Genomic DNA, 16,847 nt, shown 5'->3' on the forward strand with positions numbered 1-16,847 from the left:
CACTTCGGTGACGCCCATATTTGGGAACCGTCCATCTTCGGGGCGCCCCTACGAACCCCCAGCTTACCTAGACCGGGGCGGGGGCTGACTGGCGGCCACGGACCAGCCTTCCGGGGCGCGCGGCGGTCGGCACACCGCACTCGGCAATCACCTCGCCGGAGACAACGGTCGCGACGTAGCCCTCGGCTGTTTGATCCAGCCGACGCCCGCCGGCGGGCAGGTCGTAGCTGATCACCGGCTTGTGCAGGCGCAGTGCGGCGTGGTCGATGACGTTGAGGTCGGCCTTGTAGCCGACGGCGATGCGCCCGCGGTCGGCCAGGCCGGCGACGCGTGCCGGCACCGAGGTGAGTTCGCGGACGGCTTCGGCCACCGAGAACCGCCCGGATGCCCGGTCGCGCGTCCAATGCGCGAGCAGGAACGTCGGGTAGCTGGCGTCGCAGATCATTCCGTAGTGCGCGCCGCCGTCGCCGAGGCCGAGCACCACGTCCTCCCGGTGTAGTAGCTCGCCGACGGTGTCCAACGAGTTGTTTTCCAGGTTGCTGGTCGCGACCAGCAGCATGGCGTGGCCGTCGTCGTCGAGCAGCCGGTCGTAGGCCTCCTCCATCGGGCTCACCCCGCGCGCCCGGGCCCGGGCCGCGATGCTGGTCGCCGGGTCGGGCTCATAGTTGGGCTCGTCACCCAGCGGGAAGATCCAGTCCCAGGCCTGGGCCACGTACAGGATCGGATGACCGACGCCGGGCTTGTCGGCGAGGATCCGCGCGCGGACCTCCGGCTTGCGCATTTCGGCCACCCGCTGAGCCAGCGGCAGCGGTGCGATCTCGCGGTAGCTCGGGTAGAGCACGAACGGGTTGCCGGTCAGCTGCAGCCCGATGACCAGCCCGATCGGACGCGGCAGCAGCTGCGCGGTGAAGAAGGAACCGGCTCCCGCCCTTTTGTTGGCCTCCTCGACCATGGCGATGGCGTCCGGCCAGGTCGGGTCGCCAGAATTAGCGACAACCAAGGTGAAGGTGACCGGCAGCCCAACCTCCTCGGCGACGTCGAACACCGTCTGCAACACGGGCTGGTAACCGTCGGCCGGAATGTCGGGGACGAATTGCAGCAGCCCGCCGCCCCCGGCTACGACACCCTTGGCGATCTCTGCGATCTCCTCGCGGGCGGCGTCGTAGCTCGGGATCGGCGAACCGCTCTCGGTCTGGTGAATTGTCAGCCGCGAGGACGCGAAGCCTAGCGCCCCAATCTCGATCGCCTCCTTGGCCAGTGCCCGCATCTTCGCGAGATCCTCGGCGGTGGCAGGCTCACGGTCGACGCCGCGTTGACCCATCACGTAGACGCGCAATGGGGAATGCGGGAGGTAGGCGGCCACATCAATATCGAGCCGTCGCGCCGCCAAAGCATTCATGTATTCGGGGAAGGTTTCCCAGGTCCACGGCAGCCCGTCGGTCATGACGACACCCGGGATGTCCTCGACTCCGGCCATCACGTCGACGAGCACCTCGTGATCGGTTTTGCGGCACGGCGCGAAACCGACCCCGCAGTTGCCCATCACCACCGTGGTCACCCCGTGTGCGGACGACGGCGTCAGCCGGTCCGACCAGATGGCCTGACCGTCGTAGTGGGTGTGCAGGTCGACAAAGCCGGGCGTGACCAGCAGCCCGGTCGCATCGATCGTTCTTGCGGCAGTACTATCTGGCCCGGCCGCTGCACCCACCGCCGTGATGATGCCGTCGTTCACCGCAACGTCGCCGACGTACGGCTCACCTCCCAGCCCATCGACGATGGTGCCATTACGGATGAGGAGGTCGTAGGTCATCTAACTAATCTACGGCCGGGTCGACTGGCGATGCCACTTGCGGCGACGCGGTCGGCCACCACCCAACGGCGTAGGGTCGCCGCTATGTCAGGCACCGATGCCGCGGCCCGGGAGTTGCTCCGCGATGCTTTCACCCGCTTGATCGAACATGTCGACGAACTCACCGACGGCCTGACCGACGAGGTGTCCAACTACCGGCTGACCGCGAACGCCAACAGCATTGCGTGGTTGCTCTGGCACAGTGCCCGGGTGCAGGACCTACAGGTGGCTCATGTGGCGGGCGTCGAAGAGGTGTGGACCCGGGACGGGTGGGTGGACCGCTTTCGGCTGGATCTGCCGAGGCACGACACCGGCTATGGGCACGGTCCCGGGGATGTGCCGAAGGTGCGCGTGCCGGCCGACCTGTTGCGCGGCTACTACCACGCGGTGCACGAACTCACCCTTGAATACGTCGCCGGCGTGACGGCAGAGGAGTTGGTCCGCGTCGTGGACACCAGCTGGGATCCGCCGGTGACCGCCAGCGCGCGCTTGGTAAGCATCGTCGATGACTGCGCCCAGCACCTCGGGCAGGCCGCCTACATACGGGGGATAGCCCAGTAGGTTCTAGGCGTGCGGTTCGCGGCTGCGGTGTCCAGGGTGGTTCTCTGGCTGGCAACCACGGTTGCGCTGGCGGTGGCGATTCCAGCGGCGTGGGCGCAGGTGAACCTCATCGACGAGGGCGGTTACACCGAGATGGCCCGGAAAGCGGCCGGCGATCCGGCGGTGCAGGAGGCGGTGGCCGCCGAACTCACCACCCGGACCGTGGCACTCATCACCGAGCACGGCGGGCGCCGGCACCCGGTGGACAGCTCGCTGGTGCACGAGGCGGCCACCGCTTTCACTGTCGGCGGGTCGTTTCCGCCGCTCTTCGCCGAGGCGAACCGGGCGGCGCACCGCTGGCTATTCACCGAGACGCTATCGGGCCAGAACCCCGACCGGTGGGTGGTCGACATTTCCCCGATGCTCAACGACGACTCGTTTCAGCTAACGTTGCGCACCTACCAGGTGAAGGTGCCTGCGACGCTGGCGGTTCCGTTGTCGGTGTCGGTGCCGAAGCCGGTGCGGCAGGGGCAGTTGAGGCGGCTCGCCGTTTGGGGTCCCTGGGTGAGCATCGGAGCGGTGGCCTTGACCGGTGTCTGTGGACTGCTGACGCTGGTCGCTGCGCGAAGCCGGGGCAAGGCGCTGACCAGCCTCGGCGTCTCGGCGCTATTGGTTGGGGCCGGTGGATGGGCGGGCATCGAGGTCGGTGGGCGGTATATCAACGATGCGCTCAACCGGACCACCGGTGACATGCGCCGGATCGCGGAGGCGATGGTCAGCCACGCCGAGGACAGCCTGCACCTATGGTTCAACCTGACGCTGGCCGGCGGCGCCGCGCTGGTGATACTCGGCGTGCTCGTCGCGATGCTGGGAACCGTTTTGAAGTAGTTTCCCCGAGCTCGTCGTGGCGGCTCACCCGAGTGGCAGCTCGGCCAGGATGGTGCCAGTGGGCTGTGTCGATCCGGTGCCAGGTTCGACGGTGAATGCCAGTGCCGTCGAGGTTCCGAGGTTGGCCAACGTGGCGGTCGTTGAGGGGGCCACCGCCGCGGTACCCATCGTCCCCGCCGACTTCGGCCCCTTGGCCCCCAGCAGCCACATTTGATACACGGTGCCCGGGGATGGCGGCGCCACATTGTTCATCACCAGCACACCCGCGTTGCGGTCACGGGAGAACATCACGGTGGCCGTGCCGGTGCCCAGTGGGCGAGAGACCGTCCGCACGTCGGGTGCCGCCAGAACTTGCTCGGCCACCGTCGGTGTCGCCATGGGACGCACCAGTGCCCCCAAGCCGAATGCTGCCAGACCAATCGCGATGGCCGCTGCGGACGCGAAAACGATCGTACGCCAACGAGATTGACGGCCAGTGTGGAGTTTCGCCGGCTCGGTCCGGCCCAGTATGTCGGCACGCAGATGTGCCGGCGGCTCCGCGGTGGTGATCGCCGAGGCGACGGCCATCGTCTCGCGGACGGCTCGAACTTCCTCGTCGAAGGCCGCGACGACCGGCCCGGGCGCGGCGGCCACCCGCCGGTCGATGTCGGCTCGTTCGTCGTCGGACACGGCGTTCAGGGCATACGGCGTAGCCAGTTCGAGCAGCTCAAAATCGGACGGTTGGGTCATGACACGTCCAGGCAGTTGCGTAGGCTGCGGAGCGCGTCGCGCATGCGGGATTTGATGGTCGACAAGTTGGCGGCCAGCCGCTGCGACACCTCGACATACGTCAGCCCGCCGTAGTAAGCGAGTTCGATGCATTGGCGCTGCGCGTCGGTCAACGCCTCCAGGCACGCGGCTACCCGCCGCCGTTCGTCGCCGGCGATCGCCAGGTCGGCGACAACGTCACTCGCGGGATCGACGTTGGCCGCACCGTAGCGCAATTCCCGCTGGCTGCCGGCTTGCTCGCTGCGGACCCGGTCGACGGCGCGCCGGTGGGCCATGGTGAGCAGCCAGGCCAATGCGGAACCTTTCGCGGAGTCAAACTCCGACGCGTTCCGCCACACCTCGAGATAGATCTCCTGGGTGGTTTCTTCGCTGTAGCCGGTATCACGCAGCACCCGCATCACCAGCCCATACACCCGGGTCTTGGTTTGGTCGTAGAAGGCGGCGAATGCGGCCGTGTCGCCCCGGGCGACCCGGCGCAACAGGGCGTCCAGGTCGCTGCTCAGCCGTGACGATCGGGTCATCGATCGGTAGCCTATCGCCAGCCGGTTCCGAGATCGGCAAGCCGGTCATCGCCGACGCGCCGATCGTGGTGGCCGGGGCACGAAATAGGCTGTCTGCCTTTGATACCTGGCGAAGCCGGGGCGATCCTTCATGTATCTCTCGGTCAGCCTGGCTCCGCTGACATCCACCAGCAGGTAGGTCATAAGCAGCGGTGACCCCACCGTGGCCAGCGGCACCCAGCCGTCGATCGTGATCAGCCACAACCCCCACCAGACACAGGCGTCGCCGAAGTAGTTGGGGTGGCGGGTCCAGGCCCACAGGCCGCGGTCCATGATGAGCCCGTGATTGGCCGGTTCGGATTTGAACACCCGCAGTTGCCGATCGCCAACCGCTTCGAAGGTGATACCGACAAGCCACACCGCCAAGCCCAGGCCCCCGACCGGCAGAAGTGGCTTCGGCGTTGGCCCGGTCACCGCGGACAGCTGCAGCGGGAACGAGATGAACAACGTGAGGAAGCCCTGCAATCCGAACACCTTGCGCAGCGCCTGCGCAGGCGTGGCACCGCGCAGCAGGTCGGCGTAGCGGGGATCCTCCCCCTTACCGGCCGTCTTGCGGTACATGTGCCAGCTCAGCCGCAAACCCCAGATCGACACCAACGCCAATAACAGCCACCGGCGGATCGGGTCGCCGCCCCCGAGCGTCGCGGCGACGACGGCGACCGCGACGAACCCCACGCCCCAGGCCACGTCGACGACGTTGTAGCGGCCGACCCTCCTGCCGATCGCGAACGCGACCGAATGCACCACGGCCAAAGCCAAAGCCGAAGCGCTGGATACCACGACGATGTTCACAGGGTGGCCTCGCGGACAAACGTCCACTGGTAGACGTCCAGATAGCCCGACCGGAACCCCGCCTCCGAGTAGGCCAGGTACAACTCCCACATTCGTTCGAACACCTCGTCGAAACCCAAGTGCGCCAACTCATCTCGCCGCTGCATCAGTCGTTCCCGCCAGAGCCGCAGCGTCTCGGCGTAGTGCAGTCGCAGCGAGGCCCGGTCGACGGTGCGCAGCCCGGTGTGCCGCTCGGTGATATCGACGATGGCCTGCGTGGACGGTAGCAGGCCGCCGGGGAAGATGTACTTCTGGATCCAGGTATGGGTGTTGCGGGTGGCCAACATCCGGTGGTGCGGCATGGTGATCGCCTGGATCGCTACCCGGCCGCCGGGGCGCACCAGCTGCTCGAGCGCGGCGAAATACCTTGGCCACGAGCGGTATCCCACCGCCTCGATCATCTCGACCGACACTATTGAGTCATAGCGCCCGTCGACGTCGCGGTAGTCGCACAGGTCGATCTGCACCTGGTCGGAAAACCCGGCCGCGGCGACCCGCTGCCGCGCCAGCTGCTGCTGTTCGACCGACAAGGTCACCGAGCGGATGTGGGCTCCGCGCGCGGCCGCGCGGATGCACAGCTCGCCCCATCCGGTGCCGATCTCAAGAACGCGGCTGCCCTGCTGGACCCCGGCCATGTCGAGCAGCCGGTCGATCTTGCGGCGTTGGGCCGCGGCCAGATCCGGCCAGCCGGCCGGCAGGTCGGTGAACAGCGCGCACGAATACGTCATGGTCTCGTCGAGGAACGTCGCGAACAGGTCGTTCGACAAGTCATAGTGCACGGCCACATTGCGCCGGGCCTGATCTCGGCTGGGGCCTCGTCGACTCGGTCGGAACGCCGGCGCGATCGGTCGCAGCCAGTGCAGCGGGCGCGGCACCAGGTCGGTCACCGACGCCGCGAGCACCGTCAGCACCCGGATGAGGTCGGTCGACGACCATTCGCCGGCCATATAGGACTCGCCGAACCCGATCAGGCCGTGGCGCCCGATGCGGCGCGCCAGCGCCTCCGGCTGGTGGAGGATCAGGCTGGGTGAGCTCGGATTGGCGGCGCCGATCGCCGTTCCGTCGGGGTAGACCAGTCGCAGCGGCAAGCGAGCGGCCGCGCGCCGCAGCAGCCGATTGGTGATGGTCGCCGATGCCGCCGCGACGCGGCCGGTCGGCACCTTGGCGACGGCTGGCCAACGGTCCGAATCGACTGCCGCCGAAGGTGTTTGGATGGTTTCGACGGTCATCGCGGCACCACCGGAACTCGACGCAACCACAATTTGATCCCCTGTATCCTGATGCGCACGGCCACCACCAACGGCGCCAGCGGCGAAATGAATTGCATGATCGCGACCTGTCTCGTCGTTGCCGGTCGCCGCTGTCCGCGCAGGGTGGCTATGAATTCCGGAAACGCCAGCCGGGGAGCTCGGTGTAGCGCCACCGTGACGTCGAGCTCCTGGTCGGGCCGTGGTGCCTGGATCAGGTAGTAGCCGTCGACCTGGTTGAACGGCGAAACATAGAACTTCTTGGCCGTCACCACGGGCAGGTCCGCCGGCGGCAGCAGGTAGGCGTGGCGTCCCCCGTAGGTGTTGTGCACCTCGGCAACGACATGGCGCAGCTGGCCGTCGTGGTCGTGGCACCAAAAGATGCTCAGCGGGTTGAAGACATAGCCGAAAACGCGCGCCTGTAGCAGCGCGGTGATGCGGCCGTCGGGTGTGGCGATGCCGTGGTCGGCGAAGAAGGCTTCCAGCCGGTCCCGCAGCGAACCACGCGGCGAGCCCGAAGACGGGTTGGCGAAGTGGTCGTCGGCCTGGAATCGCGCGAACGGTCTCAGCCACCACGGCAGCTGGGGGAGCTCGTCGACGTCGACATACCAGCTGTAGCTTCGGTACTCGAACGAGTGGTGCACCGGGACCTGTCTGAGATGGGTGATCGTGGTGCGGTAGATCGCCGGCTTCGGCGCTTGAGTCAACACGTCGCCATCGCCTCCTCGGTGGTCGCTGCAGGCCAGTCGGCGCCGAGCCGCCGGGCCGCGCGCAGCCCCGACGCGGCGCCGTCCTCGTGGAATCCCCAGCCGTGGTAGGCGCCGGCGAATACCACCCGATCGTCGTCGAGCGTCGGTAATAGGCGTTGGGCTGCAACCGATTCCGGTGTATACAGCGGATGGCTGTAGGTCATTTCGGCGATCACCGTGCGGGGATCGACTCGGTCATGGCCGCCCAGCGTTACCAGAAAGTGGGGGCGTGCGTTGATGCGCATCAGCCTGCTGATGTCGTAGCTGACCACCACATGATCCGTTCCGGGCGACACCAGATAGTTCCAGGATGCGCGGGCACGGTAGTGGCGGGGCAGCACCGACTCGTCGGTGTGCAGCTGGGCGCGGTTGGTGGAGTAAGGAATCGCGCCCAGGACGGCGCGCTCGGCCGGTGTCGGATCGTCGAGTAGCAGCAGCGCCTGGTCGGGATGGACGGCGACGACGGCCGCATCGAACAATCGCGGCGCATTGTCACCCGCTTGGACCAGTACGCCGGCGGGCAACCGCCGCAGCGAGTGCACCGGTGTGCGGATCGACACCTCGTCAAGCCGAGCTGCGATGGCCCGCACGTAATTGGCCGAACCTCGGGTGACCGTGCGCCATTTCGGTGAGCCGAACACCGATAGCATGCCGTGATGGTCGAGGAAGACGAACAGATACCGGGCCGGATAGCGTAGGGCGTCGGCTCCGCCGCAAGACCACACCGCGGCGACCAAGGGCGTGATGAAGTAGTCGACGAAATGCTGCGAGAAGCGGTGCCGGTTCAGGAAGGCTTCCAGCGTCTCCGGCGGGTCTTCCGCACTGTCGGCATCCGCACGCAGCAGTCCAACCGCGGCGCGGTGGAAGCGGAGGATTTCGGCAAGCATCCACAGATGGCGTGGCCGCAGCGAACCACGGCAAGCAAACAGCCCGCGCGGGCCCAGGGCGCCGGCATATTCGAGTCCGATGTCGTCGGCGCGCACCGACATCGACATGTCCGACTCCTGGGTGGCCACGCCGAGTTCGGCGAACAAACGGCACAACGTTGGATAGGTCCGGTCGTTGTGCACCAGGAACGCCGAGTCGACGCCGACGACATTGGTGCCCGGAGGGCCGTCACCGCTGTCCAGATAGTGGGTGTGAGCGTGGCCGCCCAACCGCCCGTCTGCCTCGTACAGGGTGACTCGGTCCCGGGCGGACAGCAGGTAGGCGGCGGTGAGGCCGCCCACGCCACTTCCGATAACGGCTACCGATCGTCCGAATGATTGCTGCACATCCGGTATTCGGAGCCGGCGGTCGGAAGGACTGGGCAGACGGCAACGCCGCGGGGCGCGACGGCCCTATTGTTCGCCGCTCATCGCCATTGGCCGGTCCGCCGATTGGAGTTCGCTGGGTAGGACCCCGGCTCGGGGTGGCCGGGTACGCACCTTCATCGGCCACCAGAACCAGCGTCCCAGCAGCGCGGCAATGGACGGCGTCATGAACGAGCGCACGATCAACGTGTCGAACAGCAGACCCAGCCCGATGGTGGTGCCGACCTGACCGATCACCCGCAGGTCGCTGACGACCATGGATGCCATGGTGAAGGCAAACACCAGGCCCGCGTTGGTCACGACTTTGCCGGTGCCGCCCATCGCACGGATGATGCCCGTGTTCAGCCCGGCGCCTATTTCCTGTTTGAACCGGGAGACCAAGAGCAGGTTGTAGTCGGACCCCACCGCCAGCAGGACAATCACGGACATCGCCAGCACCAGCCAGTGCAAGTGGATCGAGAGAATGTGCTGCCAGAGCAGCACGGACAGGCCGAAGGAAGCGCCCAGCGAAAGCGCCACCGTACCCACGATGACCGCGGCGGCAATAAAGGCGCGTGTGATGATCAGCATGATGATAAAAATGAGACAGAGCGAAGAAATTGCCGCGATAAGAAGGTCCCATTGGGCACCCTCCGAGATGTCATGGAAGACGGCCGCCGTGCCGGCCAGATAGATTTTGGCGTCTTCCAATGGAGTTCCCTTGAGCGCCTCCTCGGCGGCCGTATGTATCGCGTTGATGCTCTTGATGCCCTCGGGTGACTGGGGGTCTCCCCGGTGCAGGATGATGAACCGCGCGGCGTGCCCGTCCGGTGACAGGAACGAGTTCATGGCGCGCTGGAAGTCTTTGTTTTTGAAGACCTCCGGCGGAAGGTAGAACGAGTCGTCGTTCTTGGCGGCGTCGAAAGCCTTTCCCATGGCGGTGGCGTTGTCGCTCATTTCATCCATCTGGTCGAAGATTCCGGTCATGGTGCTGTGCATGGTCAGCATCATGATCCGCATGTTCTCCATGGCTTCGATCTGCAGCGGGAGCTGGGCGACCATCTGCGGCATGAGCCGATCCATATTGCGTAGGTCGCCCAACAGGTTGGTGATTTGTTCGCTAATTTGGTCGACCCCGTCCAGCGCATCAAATATCGACCTTGTCGACCAGCAGATGGGAATGTCGTAGCAATGCCTTTCCCAGTAGAAATAGCTACGGATCGGGCGCCAGAAATCTTCGAAATCCGCGAGGTGATTGCGCAATTCTTCGGTGATTTCTTTCATCTGCTCGGTGTCGCCGACCATCCTGTGCGTAGTGTCTGCCATCTCCGACATCAAGCTATGCATGCGCTTAAGTATCGCAATTGACTTGGCCATTTCATCGGCCTGCTTAAGCATATCGTTCATGCGTTCGCGTTGATAGTGCAAGGTCTGCACCTGACCGGCGTTTTGCATGCTGATCTGAAACGGTATCGATGTGTGGTCCATCGTCGTTCCATCGGGTCTGGTTATTGCTTGCACCCGGGAAATTCCAGGAACCCGGAAAATTCCTTTGGCGAGTTTATCCAGGACTAGAAAGTCTGCCGGATTTCGCATGTCATGGTCCGATTCGATCATTAAGATCTCGGGCTTCATCCGGGCCTGAGAGAAATGACGCTCCGCGGCCGCATATCCTTGGTTGGCGGGTATAAAACCGGGTAGGTAATCCCGGTCGTTGTAGCTGGTCTTGTATCCGGGCAGGGCGAGTAGACCGACCAGGGCAACGGCACAGGTGGCCACCAGGACGGGCAGCGGCCAGCGAACCACCACGGTGCCGACCCGTCGCCAGCCCCTAACCTTGAGCAGCCGCTTCGGATCGAACAAGCCGAACCGGCTGCCGACGTGAAGTACCGCCGGACCCAGCGTCAACGCGACCGCCACCGCGACCAGCATCCCCGCCGCGCAGGGGATGCCCAGGGTATAAAAGTAGGGCATCCGGGCAAAGCTCAGGCAAAAGGTCGCGCCAGCGATGGTCAATCCGGAACCCAGAATTACGTGGGCGGTCCCGCGGTACATGGTGTAGTAGGCCGCTTCTTTGTCCTCGCCGGCCTGGCGGGCTTCTTGGTATCGGCCGATGATAAATATCCCGTAGTCCGTACCGGCCGCGATTGCCAGCGAAGTAAGCAAGCTCACCGCAAAGGTGGATAGTCCGATAGCTCCGCTATGCCCCAGAATGGCCACGACGCCGCGCGCCGCCGTCAATTCGACCCCCACCGTAAGCAGCAGCAGCACCACGGTGATTATCGAACGGTAGACGAGCAGCAGCATCGCAAAAATCACGACGACGGTAACCGCGGTGATCCTGATCATGGACTTGTCACCGCTCTGGTGCATATCCGCAGCGAGTGCGGACGCCCCGGTGACATAGGTCCGCATGCCCGTTGGCGCGGGTGTGCTGGCGACGATGTTGCGGACCGCCTCGACCGATTCGTTGGCCAGCGGTTCGCCCTGGTTACCGGCGAGGGTTAGTTGAACATAGGCGGCCTTGCCGTCGTTGCTTTGCACGCCCGCCGCCGTGAGCGGATCCCCCCAGAGATCCTGGACACTCTGCACGTGCTTCTTATCGGCCCGCAATCGAGCGACCAGGCTGTCGTAATACTTGTGGGCTTCGGTGCCGAGGGGTTGGCTACTTTCCAGGATGATCATCGCAAAGCTGTCGGAATTGCCCTCGTGGAAGACCTTTCCGATGCGCTTCATCGCCTCAAACGACGGCGCATCCTTGGGGCTCAGCGATACTGATCGCTCTTGGCCCACCTCCTCCAGCGACGGGACAAATATGGTGAGGGCGACGCAAACTGCCAGCCAGCCAAGGATGATCGGCACCGCAAAGGCGTGGATCACCCTGGCGATGAATGGCTTTTCAGGGTGGGTGTTGGTGTCGGGGTCGTTCGCGTAGTGGGTACTCACGCGGATTTCACCAAACAGTAGGTGTAGGCATTGACCTCGTTGGAAATCCGCTCTGCCCTGACCTTGCCGTCCACGGTTATCCGGCAGCCAATGCTGTCGCTATTACCCTGCGCCACAATATTTCCCATCACCGCTGCGTCGTTGGTAGTGATATGCAGTGTCCACGGCAGTACCGCTCCATCGACCCGTTGGGGCTCGGAATTGACGTCGAAATAACTGATGTCGGCGACTGTTCCGGGCGGTCCGAAGATCTCGTAAGTCAAATGTTTGGGGTTGAAGGACTTACTGTTTTCGAGGTTAGTGTCGGCGTAGGACGGGCGCCTTTCCGAGCCGAAGAAGCCGCGGATCCGGTGCACGGTGAAGCCCCCGACGATGACCACCACCACGACGACCACTGGAATCCAAGTCCGCGACAGCACTTTGAAAATCTCAGATCCCCTTCACCGGTTGGCGCCCCAGCCGCGCCGCGGCGTGAGCGCAACCAAGCCTTGCCTAAGTAAATCACGGCGTTGGGCCGGAAACTTCGATTCCTTCCCTCGCGCGCTCGAGTGTAACGCATATCACGTGCGTAACATCAAGCAAATCTCGGTTCCCGCTCTCGCAAATCACATGGTGTGCGTTATCCTCTGCCGGTGGCGCAACTCAGCTTCCAGCGCGCCCGCACCGAGGAAAGCAAGCGCCAACGTGCGGCGGCGTTGGTGGAAGCCGCGCGTTCGCTGGCTTCGGAGACTGGTGTCGCATCGGTGACGTTGACCGCTGTCGCGGGTCGTGCCGGGATTCACTACTCGGCGGTGCGCCGCTACTTCACCTCGCATAAAGAGGTCCTGCTGCACCTAGCCGCCGAGGGTTGGGTGCGGTGGTCGGAAACGGTGTGCGAGAAGTTGGGTGGGCCCGGGCCGATGACGCCACCGCTGGTGGCCGAGGCGCTGGCCAGCGGATTGGCCGCCGATCCACTGTTTTGCGACCTGCTTGCCAATCTTCACCTCCATCTCGAGCACGAGGTGGACGTCGACCGGGTTGTCGAAGTCAAGCGGACCAGTACCGCAGCCGTGATCGCGCTCGCCGACGCGATCGAAGGCGCGTTGCCGGCGCTCGGGCGTTCGGGGGCTTTCGACATCCTGCTGGCTGCCTACTCGTTGGCGGCCACCCTGTGGCAGATCGCCAATCCGCCAGAGCGGCTCACCGACGCCTACGCCGACGAGCCCGAGGTGCTCCCACCTGAGTGGAACCTCGACTTTGCCTCCGCGCTTACTCGCCTGCTCACCGCTACGTGTATCGGCCTTATCTCCGAATCATCATGAGCAAAAGGCGAGTCGGGAGTCGTCACTTGCGCGCCGATGCTGGTCAGGGCCGGGTCGGAGTGGAGTCAAGATGCGGCGACCGGGCCCGGGCTGGCGGTTTGGCGACTGCTGTGGTTCGCACCGCACCGCGCGCAATCTGCGCAGCGCCGCAGGCCCCCCTAAGATACTTAGTGCAGCAAACCATCGAATCGCATGGCCGCGGCCGCGAGCTGTTCGTTCGGATCTGCGGCATGGACGATTTCGGCCACACCTGATGCCGGGTCGAGCCGGTAACGAAAGGTGACTGGGTGGCGAGGGTGTCGGTGGCCAACGCGCTGAAGCGCGCGTGGATCCTTCTCGTCATCGCGATCGTGGTCGCGGTGGCCGGCTTCGCCGTCCACCGGATTCGTGGCTTCTTCGGCGTCCACGAGACGGGCTCGATGACCAGCGGCATATCTGACGACATCAAGCCGTTCAACCCGAAGCAGGTGACCTATGAAGTTTTCGGTCCCGCCGGGACGGTTGCCAACATCAACTACCTGGACATCAACGCCCAGCCCCGACGTGTGGACAACGCACCGCTGCCCTGGTCGTTGGCCGTCACGACCACGCTGCCCTCGGTGAGCGTCAACGTGGTGGCGCAAGGCGATAGCGACATGATCGGCTGCCGGATCATCGTGAACGGTGTGGTCAAGGACGAAAGGTCCGTGAATGGAGTGAACGCTCAGACTTTCTGCGTGGTGAAATCGGCATGACCGACAACCGGACATCAACAGCAAGGCCCTCGATTGCGCGGATGATCCACCGGCTTTCGGTGCCGATCATCCTGTTCTGGCTGGCCCTGGTCGTGGTCCTGACCGCCTTGGTTCCGTCACTGGAAGAGGTCGGACGCGAGCACTCCGTTCCGATGAGCCCCAGCAACGCGGAGTCGCTGCAGGCGATGAAGCGCGTCGGCAAGGTATTCAATGAGTTTGATACCGACAGCTCGGTCATGATCATCCTGGAAGCCGACAAGCCCCTTGGCGATGACGCCCATCACTACTACGACCAGCTGATCCAGAAGATTCGCGAGGACAAAAAGCACGTAGAGCACGTGCAGGACTTTTGGGGGGACCCACTTACCGCGGCCGGTTCGCAAAGCGGGGACGGCAAGGCGGCCTATGTCCAGGTGTATCTCACCGGCAACCAGGGTGAGACCCTGGCCAACGAGTCTGTGGAGTCGGTGCGCAAGATCGTCGAGAGCACACCGGCGCCGCCCGGGGTCAAGGCGTATGTCACCGGCCCGGCCGCACTCACCGCCGACCAGTCGACTGCCGGCGAAAAGGGCCTCCAGAGAGTTACCGCGATCACCCTGGTGGTGATCTTTGTGATGCTCCTTTTTGTTTATCGTTCGATCGCCACGGTGATCCTGGTTCTTTTAACGGTGGCAACGGAGCTAATGGCGGCACGGGGAGTTGTCGCCTTCCTGGCCCATAACAATATCATTGGGCTTTCGACTTTCGCGGTTAATCTGCTGGTTCTGATGGCGATCGCCGCCGGGACGGACTATGCGATATTTGTGCTCGGTCGATATCATGAGGCCCGCGGGGCTGGTGAGGACCGGGAAAAAGCGTTCTACACCATGTTTCACGGAACCGCGCACGTTGTTTTGGGCTCGGGCTTGACAATTGCCGGTGCAATGTATTGTCTCAGCTTCACTCGGCTGCCGTATTTTCAGTCCCTGGGCGCTCCCTGCGCAATAGGAATGCTGGTCGCCGTGCTGGCCGCGCTGACCCTGGGCCCGGCCGTGCTGACCGTCGGCAGCTTCTTTGGTCTGTTCGACCCCAAACGCAAGATGCGGACCCGGGGATGGCGGCGGGTGGGTACCGCAATTGTCCGCTGGCCTGGACCGATTCTGGCTGTGTCGGTTGCGATCGCCCTCATTGGGCTGCTCGCTCTACCGGCGTACAAAACAGATTACGACGCCCGCAAATATATGCCGGCCAGCACACCGGCGAATGTCGGATATGCAGCCGCCGACCGCCACTTTTCTCAGGCCCGGATGAATCCGGAATTGTTGTTGATCGAGACCGATCATGATATGCGAAATCCGGCTAATATGTTGGTGTTGGACAGGATCGCCAAGGGGGTCTTTCACACCCCCGGTATCGCGCGCGTGCAAACGATAACACGGCCGTTGGGCACGCCGATCGAGCACACCTCGATTCCTTTTCAGATCAGCATGCAGAATACGACGCAGGTCGAGAACATGCAGTACATGAAACAGCGCATGGCCGACATGTTGACGCAGGCCGCCGCCATGCAGGAATCGATTGACACGCTGCAGCGCATGTACGACATCATGAGCAAGATGGTCGCCACCACGCATCATATGGACGGCCTCACGCATGACATGGTGGACATTACCAGCGAATTGCGCGATCATATCGCTGATTTCGAAGACTTTTGGCGACCGATCCGCAGCTACTTTTATTGGGAAAAACATTGCTTCGATATCCCTCTTTGCTGGTCGGTGAGATCCATATTCGATGCGCTCGACGGTCTAGACCAGCTCACGGAAAAGCTATCGGATCTGTCCAAAGACTTGGACCAGCTGGATATCCTGATGCCGCAGATGCTGGCGCAGATCCCGGCGCAGATCGCGACCATGAAGACCATGAAGACGATGATGCTGACCATGCACAGCTCGATGTCCTCGCTGTATGACCAGATGGACGTGATGAGCCAGAACTCGACAGCGATGGGGCAGGCTTTCGACGCCGCAAAAAACGACGATTCCTTCTACATACCGCCGGAAGTATTCGACAATCCGGATTTCAAGCGCGGCCTGAAGATGTTCCTGTCGCCGGACGGGCACGCCGCCCGCTTCATCATCTCTCATGAGGGCGATCCCGCCACGCCCGAAGGCATTTCACATGTCGATCCGATATTGAAGGCGGCCAAGGAGGCCATCAAGGGCACTCCGCTGGAGGGCGCCAAGATCTACCTCGGCGGAACCGCCGCGATGTACAAGGATATGCGAGACGGGTCCAAATACGACCTCCTGATCGCGGGAATCGCTGCTGCCAGCTTGATTTTCATCATCATGTTGATCATTACCCGGAGTCTGGTGGCGGCATTTGTCATTGTGGGTACTGTGCTTCTTTCGTTGGGTGCGTCTTTCGGGCTCTCCGTGCTGGTTTGGCAGCACATTTTTCAGTTCGAACTGCACTGGATGGTGCTCGCGATGTCGGTCATCCTGCTTTTAGCTGTGGGATCTGACTACAACTTGCTGCTGGTTTCCCGCTTCAAGGAGGAAATCGATGCGGGATTGAAGACCGGAATTATTCGCTCGATGGCGGGCACCGGGGCGGTGGTGACGAATGCGGGCCTCGTCTTTGCCGCGACCATGGCGTCCTTCATATTCAGCGACCTAAAGGTCATCGGTCAGGTGGGTACCACCATCGCCCTCGGCCTCTTGTTCGACACGTTGATCGTGCGCTCGTTCATGATGCCGTCGGTGGCCGCGCTGCTGGGACGCTGGTTCTGGTGGCCGCAGCAAGTGCGCACTCGTCCCGCCAGCCAGCTGCTTCGGCCGTTCGGACCCCGCCCGCTGGTTCGCGCGTTGCTGCTGCCCAGGGATGGGGACTCGCCTGAGGCATCCGACACCGATCGGTTCGCGGTGAGCGCGCCAGGCGGAACTTCGGCCTGAAGATGGTGCCCAACGCCTATCGGTGAGCCGGTGACCTGACTCGGGCTCCCTTCGTGCCCGATGGCCACGGGATGTGATCAAGCTCACGCTCGCTCCGCGTGCGCTGCGCCGAGGCCTCGATTATCTCTTATTGAGAATGATAATCATGATCAATAGTTTCTGTGGCATGTCTGCTGCATGTCTGTTGCAGATTGGAGTGCTTGTGA

At 63.7% G+C, this 16,847-nt stretch carries 14 protein-coding genes; 5 read left to right on the forward strand and 9 right to left on the reverse strand.

The genetic code is table 11. The annotated features are described in order from the left end of the window. Positions 1 to 67: 67 nt before the first annotated feature. On the reverse strand, positions 68 to 1,810 hold the full coding sequence (locus tag AADZ55_RS03020; RefSeq protein WP_085323667.1) for an N-acyl-D-amino-acid deacylase family protein: 1,743 nt from the start codon (positions 1,808 to 1,810) through the stop codon (positions 68 to 70). A gap of 84 nt (positions 1,811 to 1,894) precedes the next feature. Between AADZ55_RS03020 and AADZ55_RS03025 the strand changes: the two genes are divergently transcribed. Together AADZ55_RS03025 and AADZ55_RS03030 are read left to right on the forward strand one after the other, a co-directional pair. After that, positions 1,895 to 2,410, forward strand: coding sequence for a mycothiol transferase (locus AADZ55_RS03025; RefSeq protein ID WP_085323666.1), 516 nt, complete (start codon positions 1,895 to 1,897; stop codon positions 2,408 to 2,410). 9 nt (positions 2,411 to 2,419) lie between these two features. Further along, positions 2,420 to 3,277 (forward strand): hypothetical protein, encoded by an 858-nt coding sequence (locus AADZ55_RS03030; protein ID WP_085323665.1) that lies wholly within the window; start codon positions 2,420 to 2,422, stop codon positions 3,275 to 3,277. A 24-nt stretch (positions 3,278 to 3,301) separates the two neighbouring features. On the opposite strand, the gene AADZ55_RS03035 is transcribed toward AADZ55_RS03030, so the two are convergent. From AADZ55_RS03035 to mmpS4, 8 genes are all read right to left on the reverse strand, one after another. Beyond that, the gene (locus AADZ55_RS03035) at positions 3,302 to 4,006 is read right to left on the reverse strand and encodes an anti-sigma factor (RefSeq protein ID WP_085323664.1); all 705 of its coding nucleotides are present in this window, start codon (positions 4,004 to 4,006) and stop codon (positions 3,302 to 3,304) included. Further along, positions 4,003 to 4,566 (reverse strand): sigma-70 family RNA polymerase sigma factor, encoded by a 564-nt coding sequence (locus AADZ55_RS03040; RefSeq protein ID WP_085323663.1) that lies wholly within the window; start codon positions 4,564 to 4,566, stop codon positions 4,003 to 4,005. Before AADZ55_RS03040 ends, AADZ55_RS03035 begins: the two co-directional genes overlap by 4 nt. A gap of 45 nt (positions 4,567 to 4,611) precedes the next feature. Further along, on the reverse strand, positions 4,612 to 5,385 hold the full coding sequence (locus AADZ55_RS03045) for a DUF1295 domain-containing protein (protein ID WP_085323777.1): 774 nt from the start codon (positions 5,383 to 5,385) through the stop codon (positions 4,612 to 4,614). Between the two features lie 8 nt (positions 5,386 to 5,393). Next, positions 5,394 to 6,665 (reverse strand): class I SAM-dependent methyltransferase, encoded by a 1,272-nt coding sequence (locus AADZ55_RS03050; RefSeq protein WP_085323662.1) that lies wholly within the window; start codon positions 6,663 to 6,665, stop codon positions 5,394 to 5,396. Further along, complete coding sequence (locus AADZ55_RS03055) at positions 6,662 to 7,393, reverse strand: DUF1365 domain-containing protein (RefSeq protein ID WP_085323661.1); 732 nt, start codon at positions 7,391 to 7,393, stop codon at positions 6,662 to 6,664. Before AADZ55_RS03055 ends, AADZ55_RS03050 begins: the two co-directional genes overlap by 4 nt. Continuing rightward, the gene (locus tag AADZ55_RS03060; RefSeq protein WP_085323660.1) at positions 7,387 to 8,706 is read right to left on the reverse strand and encodes an NAD(P)/FAD-dependent oxidoreductase; all 1,320 of its coding nucleotides are present in this window, start codon (positions 8,704 to 8,706) and stop codon (positions 7,387 to 7,389) included. Before AADZ55_RS03060 ends, AADZ55_RS03055 begins: the two co-directional genes overlap by 7 nt. A 66-nt stretch (positions 8,707 to 8,772) precedes the next feature. After that, on the reverse strand, positions 8,773 to 11,670 hold the full coding sequence (locus AADZ55_RS03065) for an RND family transporter (protein WP_085323659.1): 2,898 nt from the start codon (positions 11,668 to 11,670) through the stop codon (positions 8,773 to 8,775). Continuing rightward, positions 11,667 to 12,089, reverse strand: a complete 423-nt coding sequence (gene mmpS4 / locus AADZ55_RS03070; RefSeq protein WP_085323658.1) for a siderophore RND transporter accessory protein MmpS4 — start codon at positions 12,087 to 12,089, stop codon at positions 11,667 to 11,669. Before mmpS4 ends, AADZ55_RS03065 begins: the two co-directional genes overlap by 4 nt. A 195-nt stretch (positions 12,090 to 12,284) precedes the next feature. Here mmpS4 and AADZ55_RS03075 point away from each other — a divergent pair, with 195 nt between their 5' ends. The 3 genes from AADZ55_RS03075 (at position 12,285) to AADZ55_RS03085 (ending at position 16,641) form a co-directional block, all read left to right on the forward strand. Then, complete coding sequence (locus tag AADZ55_RS03075) at positions 12,285 to 12,971, forward strand: TetR family transcriptional regulator (RefSeq protein WP_085323657.1); 687 nt, start codon at positions 12,285 to 12,287, stop codon at positions 12,969 to 12,971. A gap of 296 nt (positions 12,972 to 13,267) precedes the next feature. Continuing rightward, positions 13,268 to 13,705 carry an MmpS family protein gene (locus AADZ55_RS03080; protein WP_423202383.1) on the forward strand — a complete coding sequence of 146 codons (438 nt, stop codon included), beginning with the start codon at positions 13,268 to 13,270 and terminating at the stop codon, positions 13,703 to 13,705. Then, complete coding sequence (locus AADZ55_RS03085) at positions 13,702 to 16,641, forward strand: RND family transporter (protein WP_085323656.1); 2,940 nt, start codon at positions 13,702 to 13,704, stop codon at positions 16,639 to 16,641. Before AADZ55_RS03080 ends, AADZ55_RS03085 begins: the two co-directional genes overlap by 4 nt. Positions 16,642 to 16,847 lie beyond the last annotated feature (206 nt).

Origin of the sequence: Mycobacterium decipiens (genome assembly GCF_963853665.1) — a bacterium.
In the GTDB taxonomy this organism is placed as follows: Bacteria; Actinomycetota; Actinomycetes; order Mycobacteriales; family Mycobacteriaceae; genus Mycobacterium; species Mycobacterium decipiens.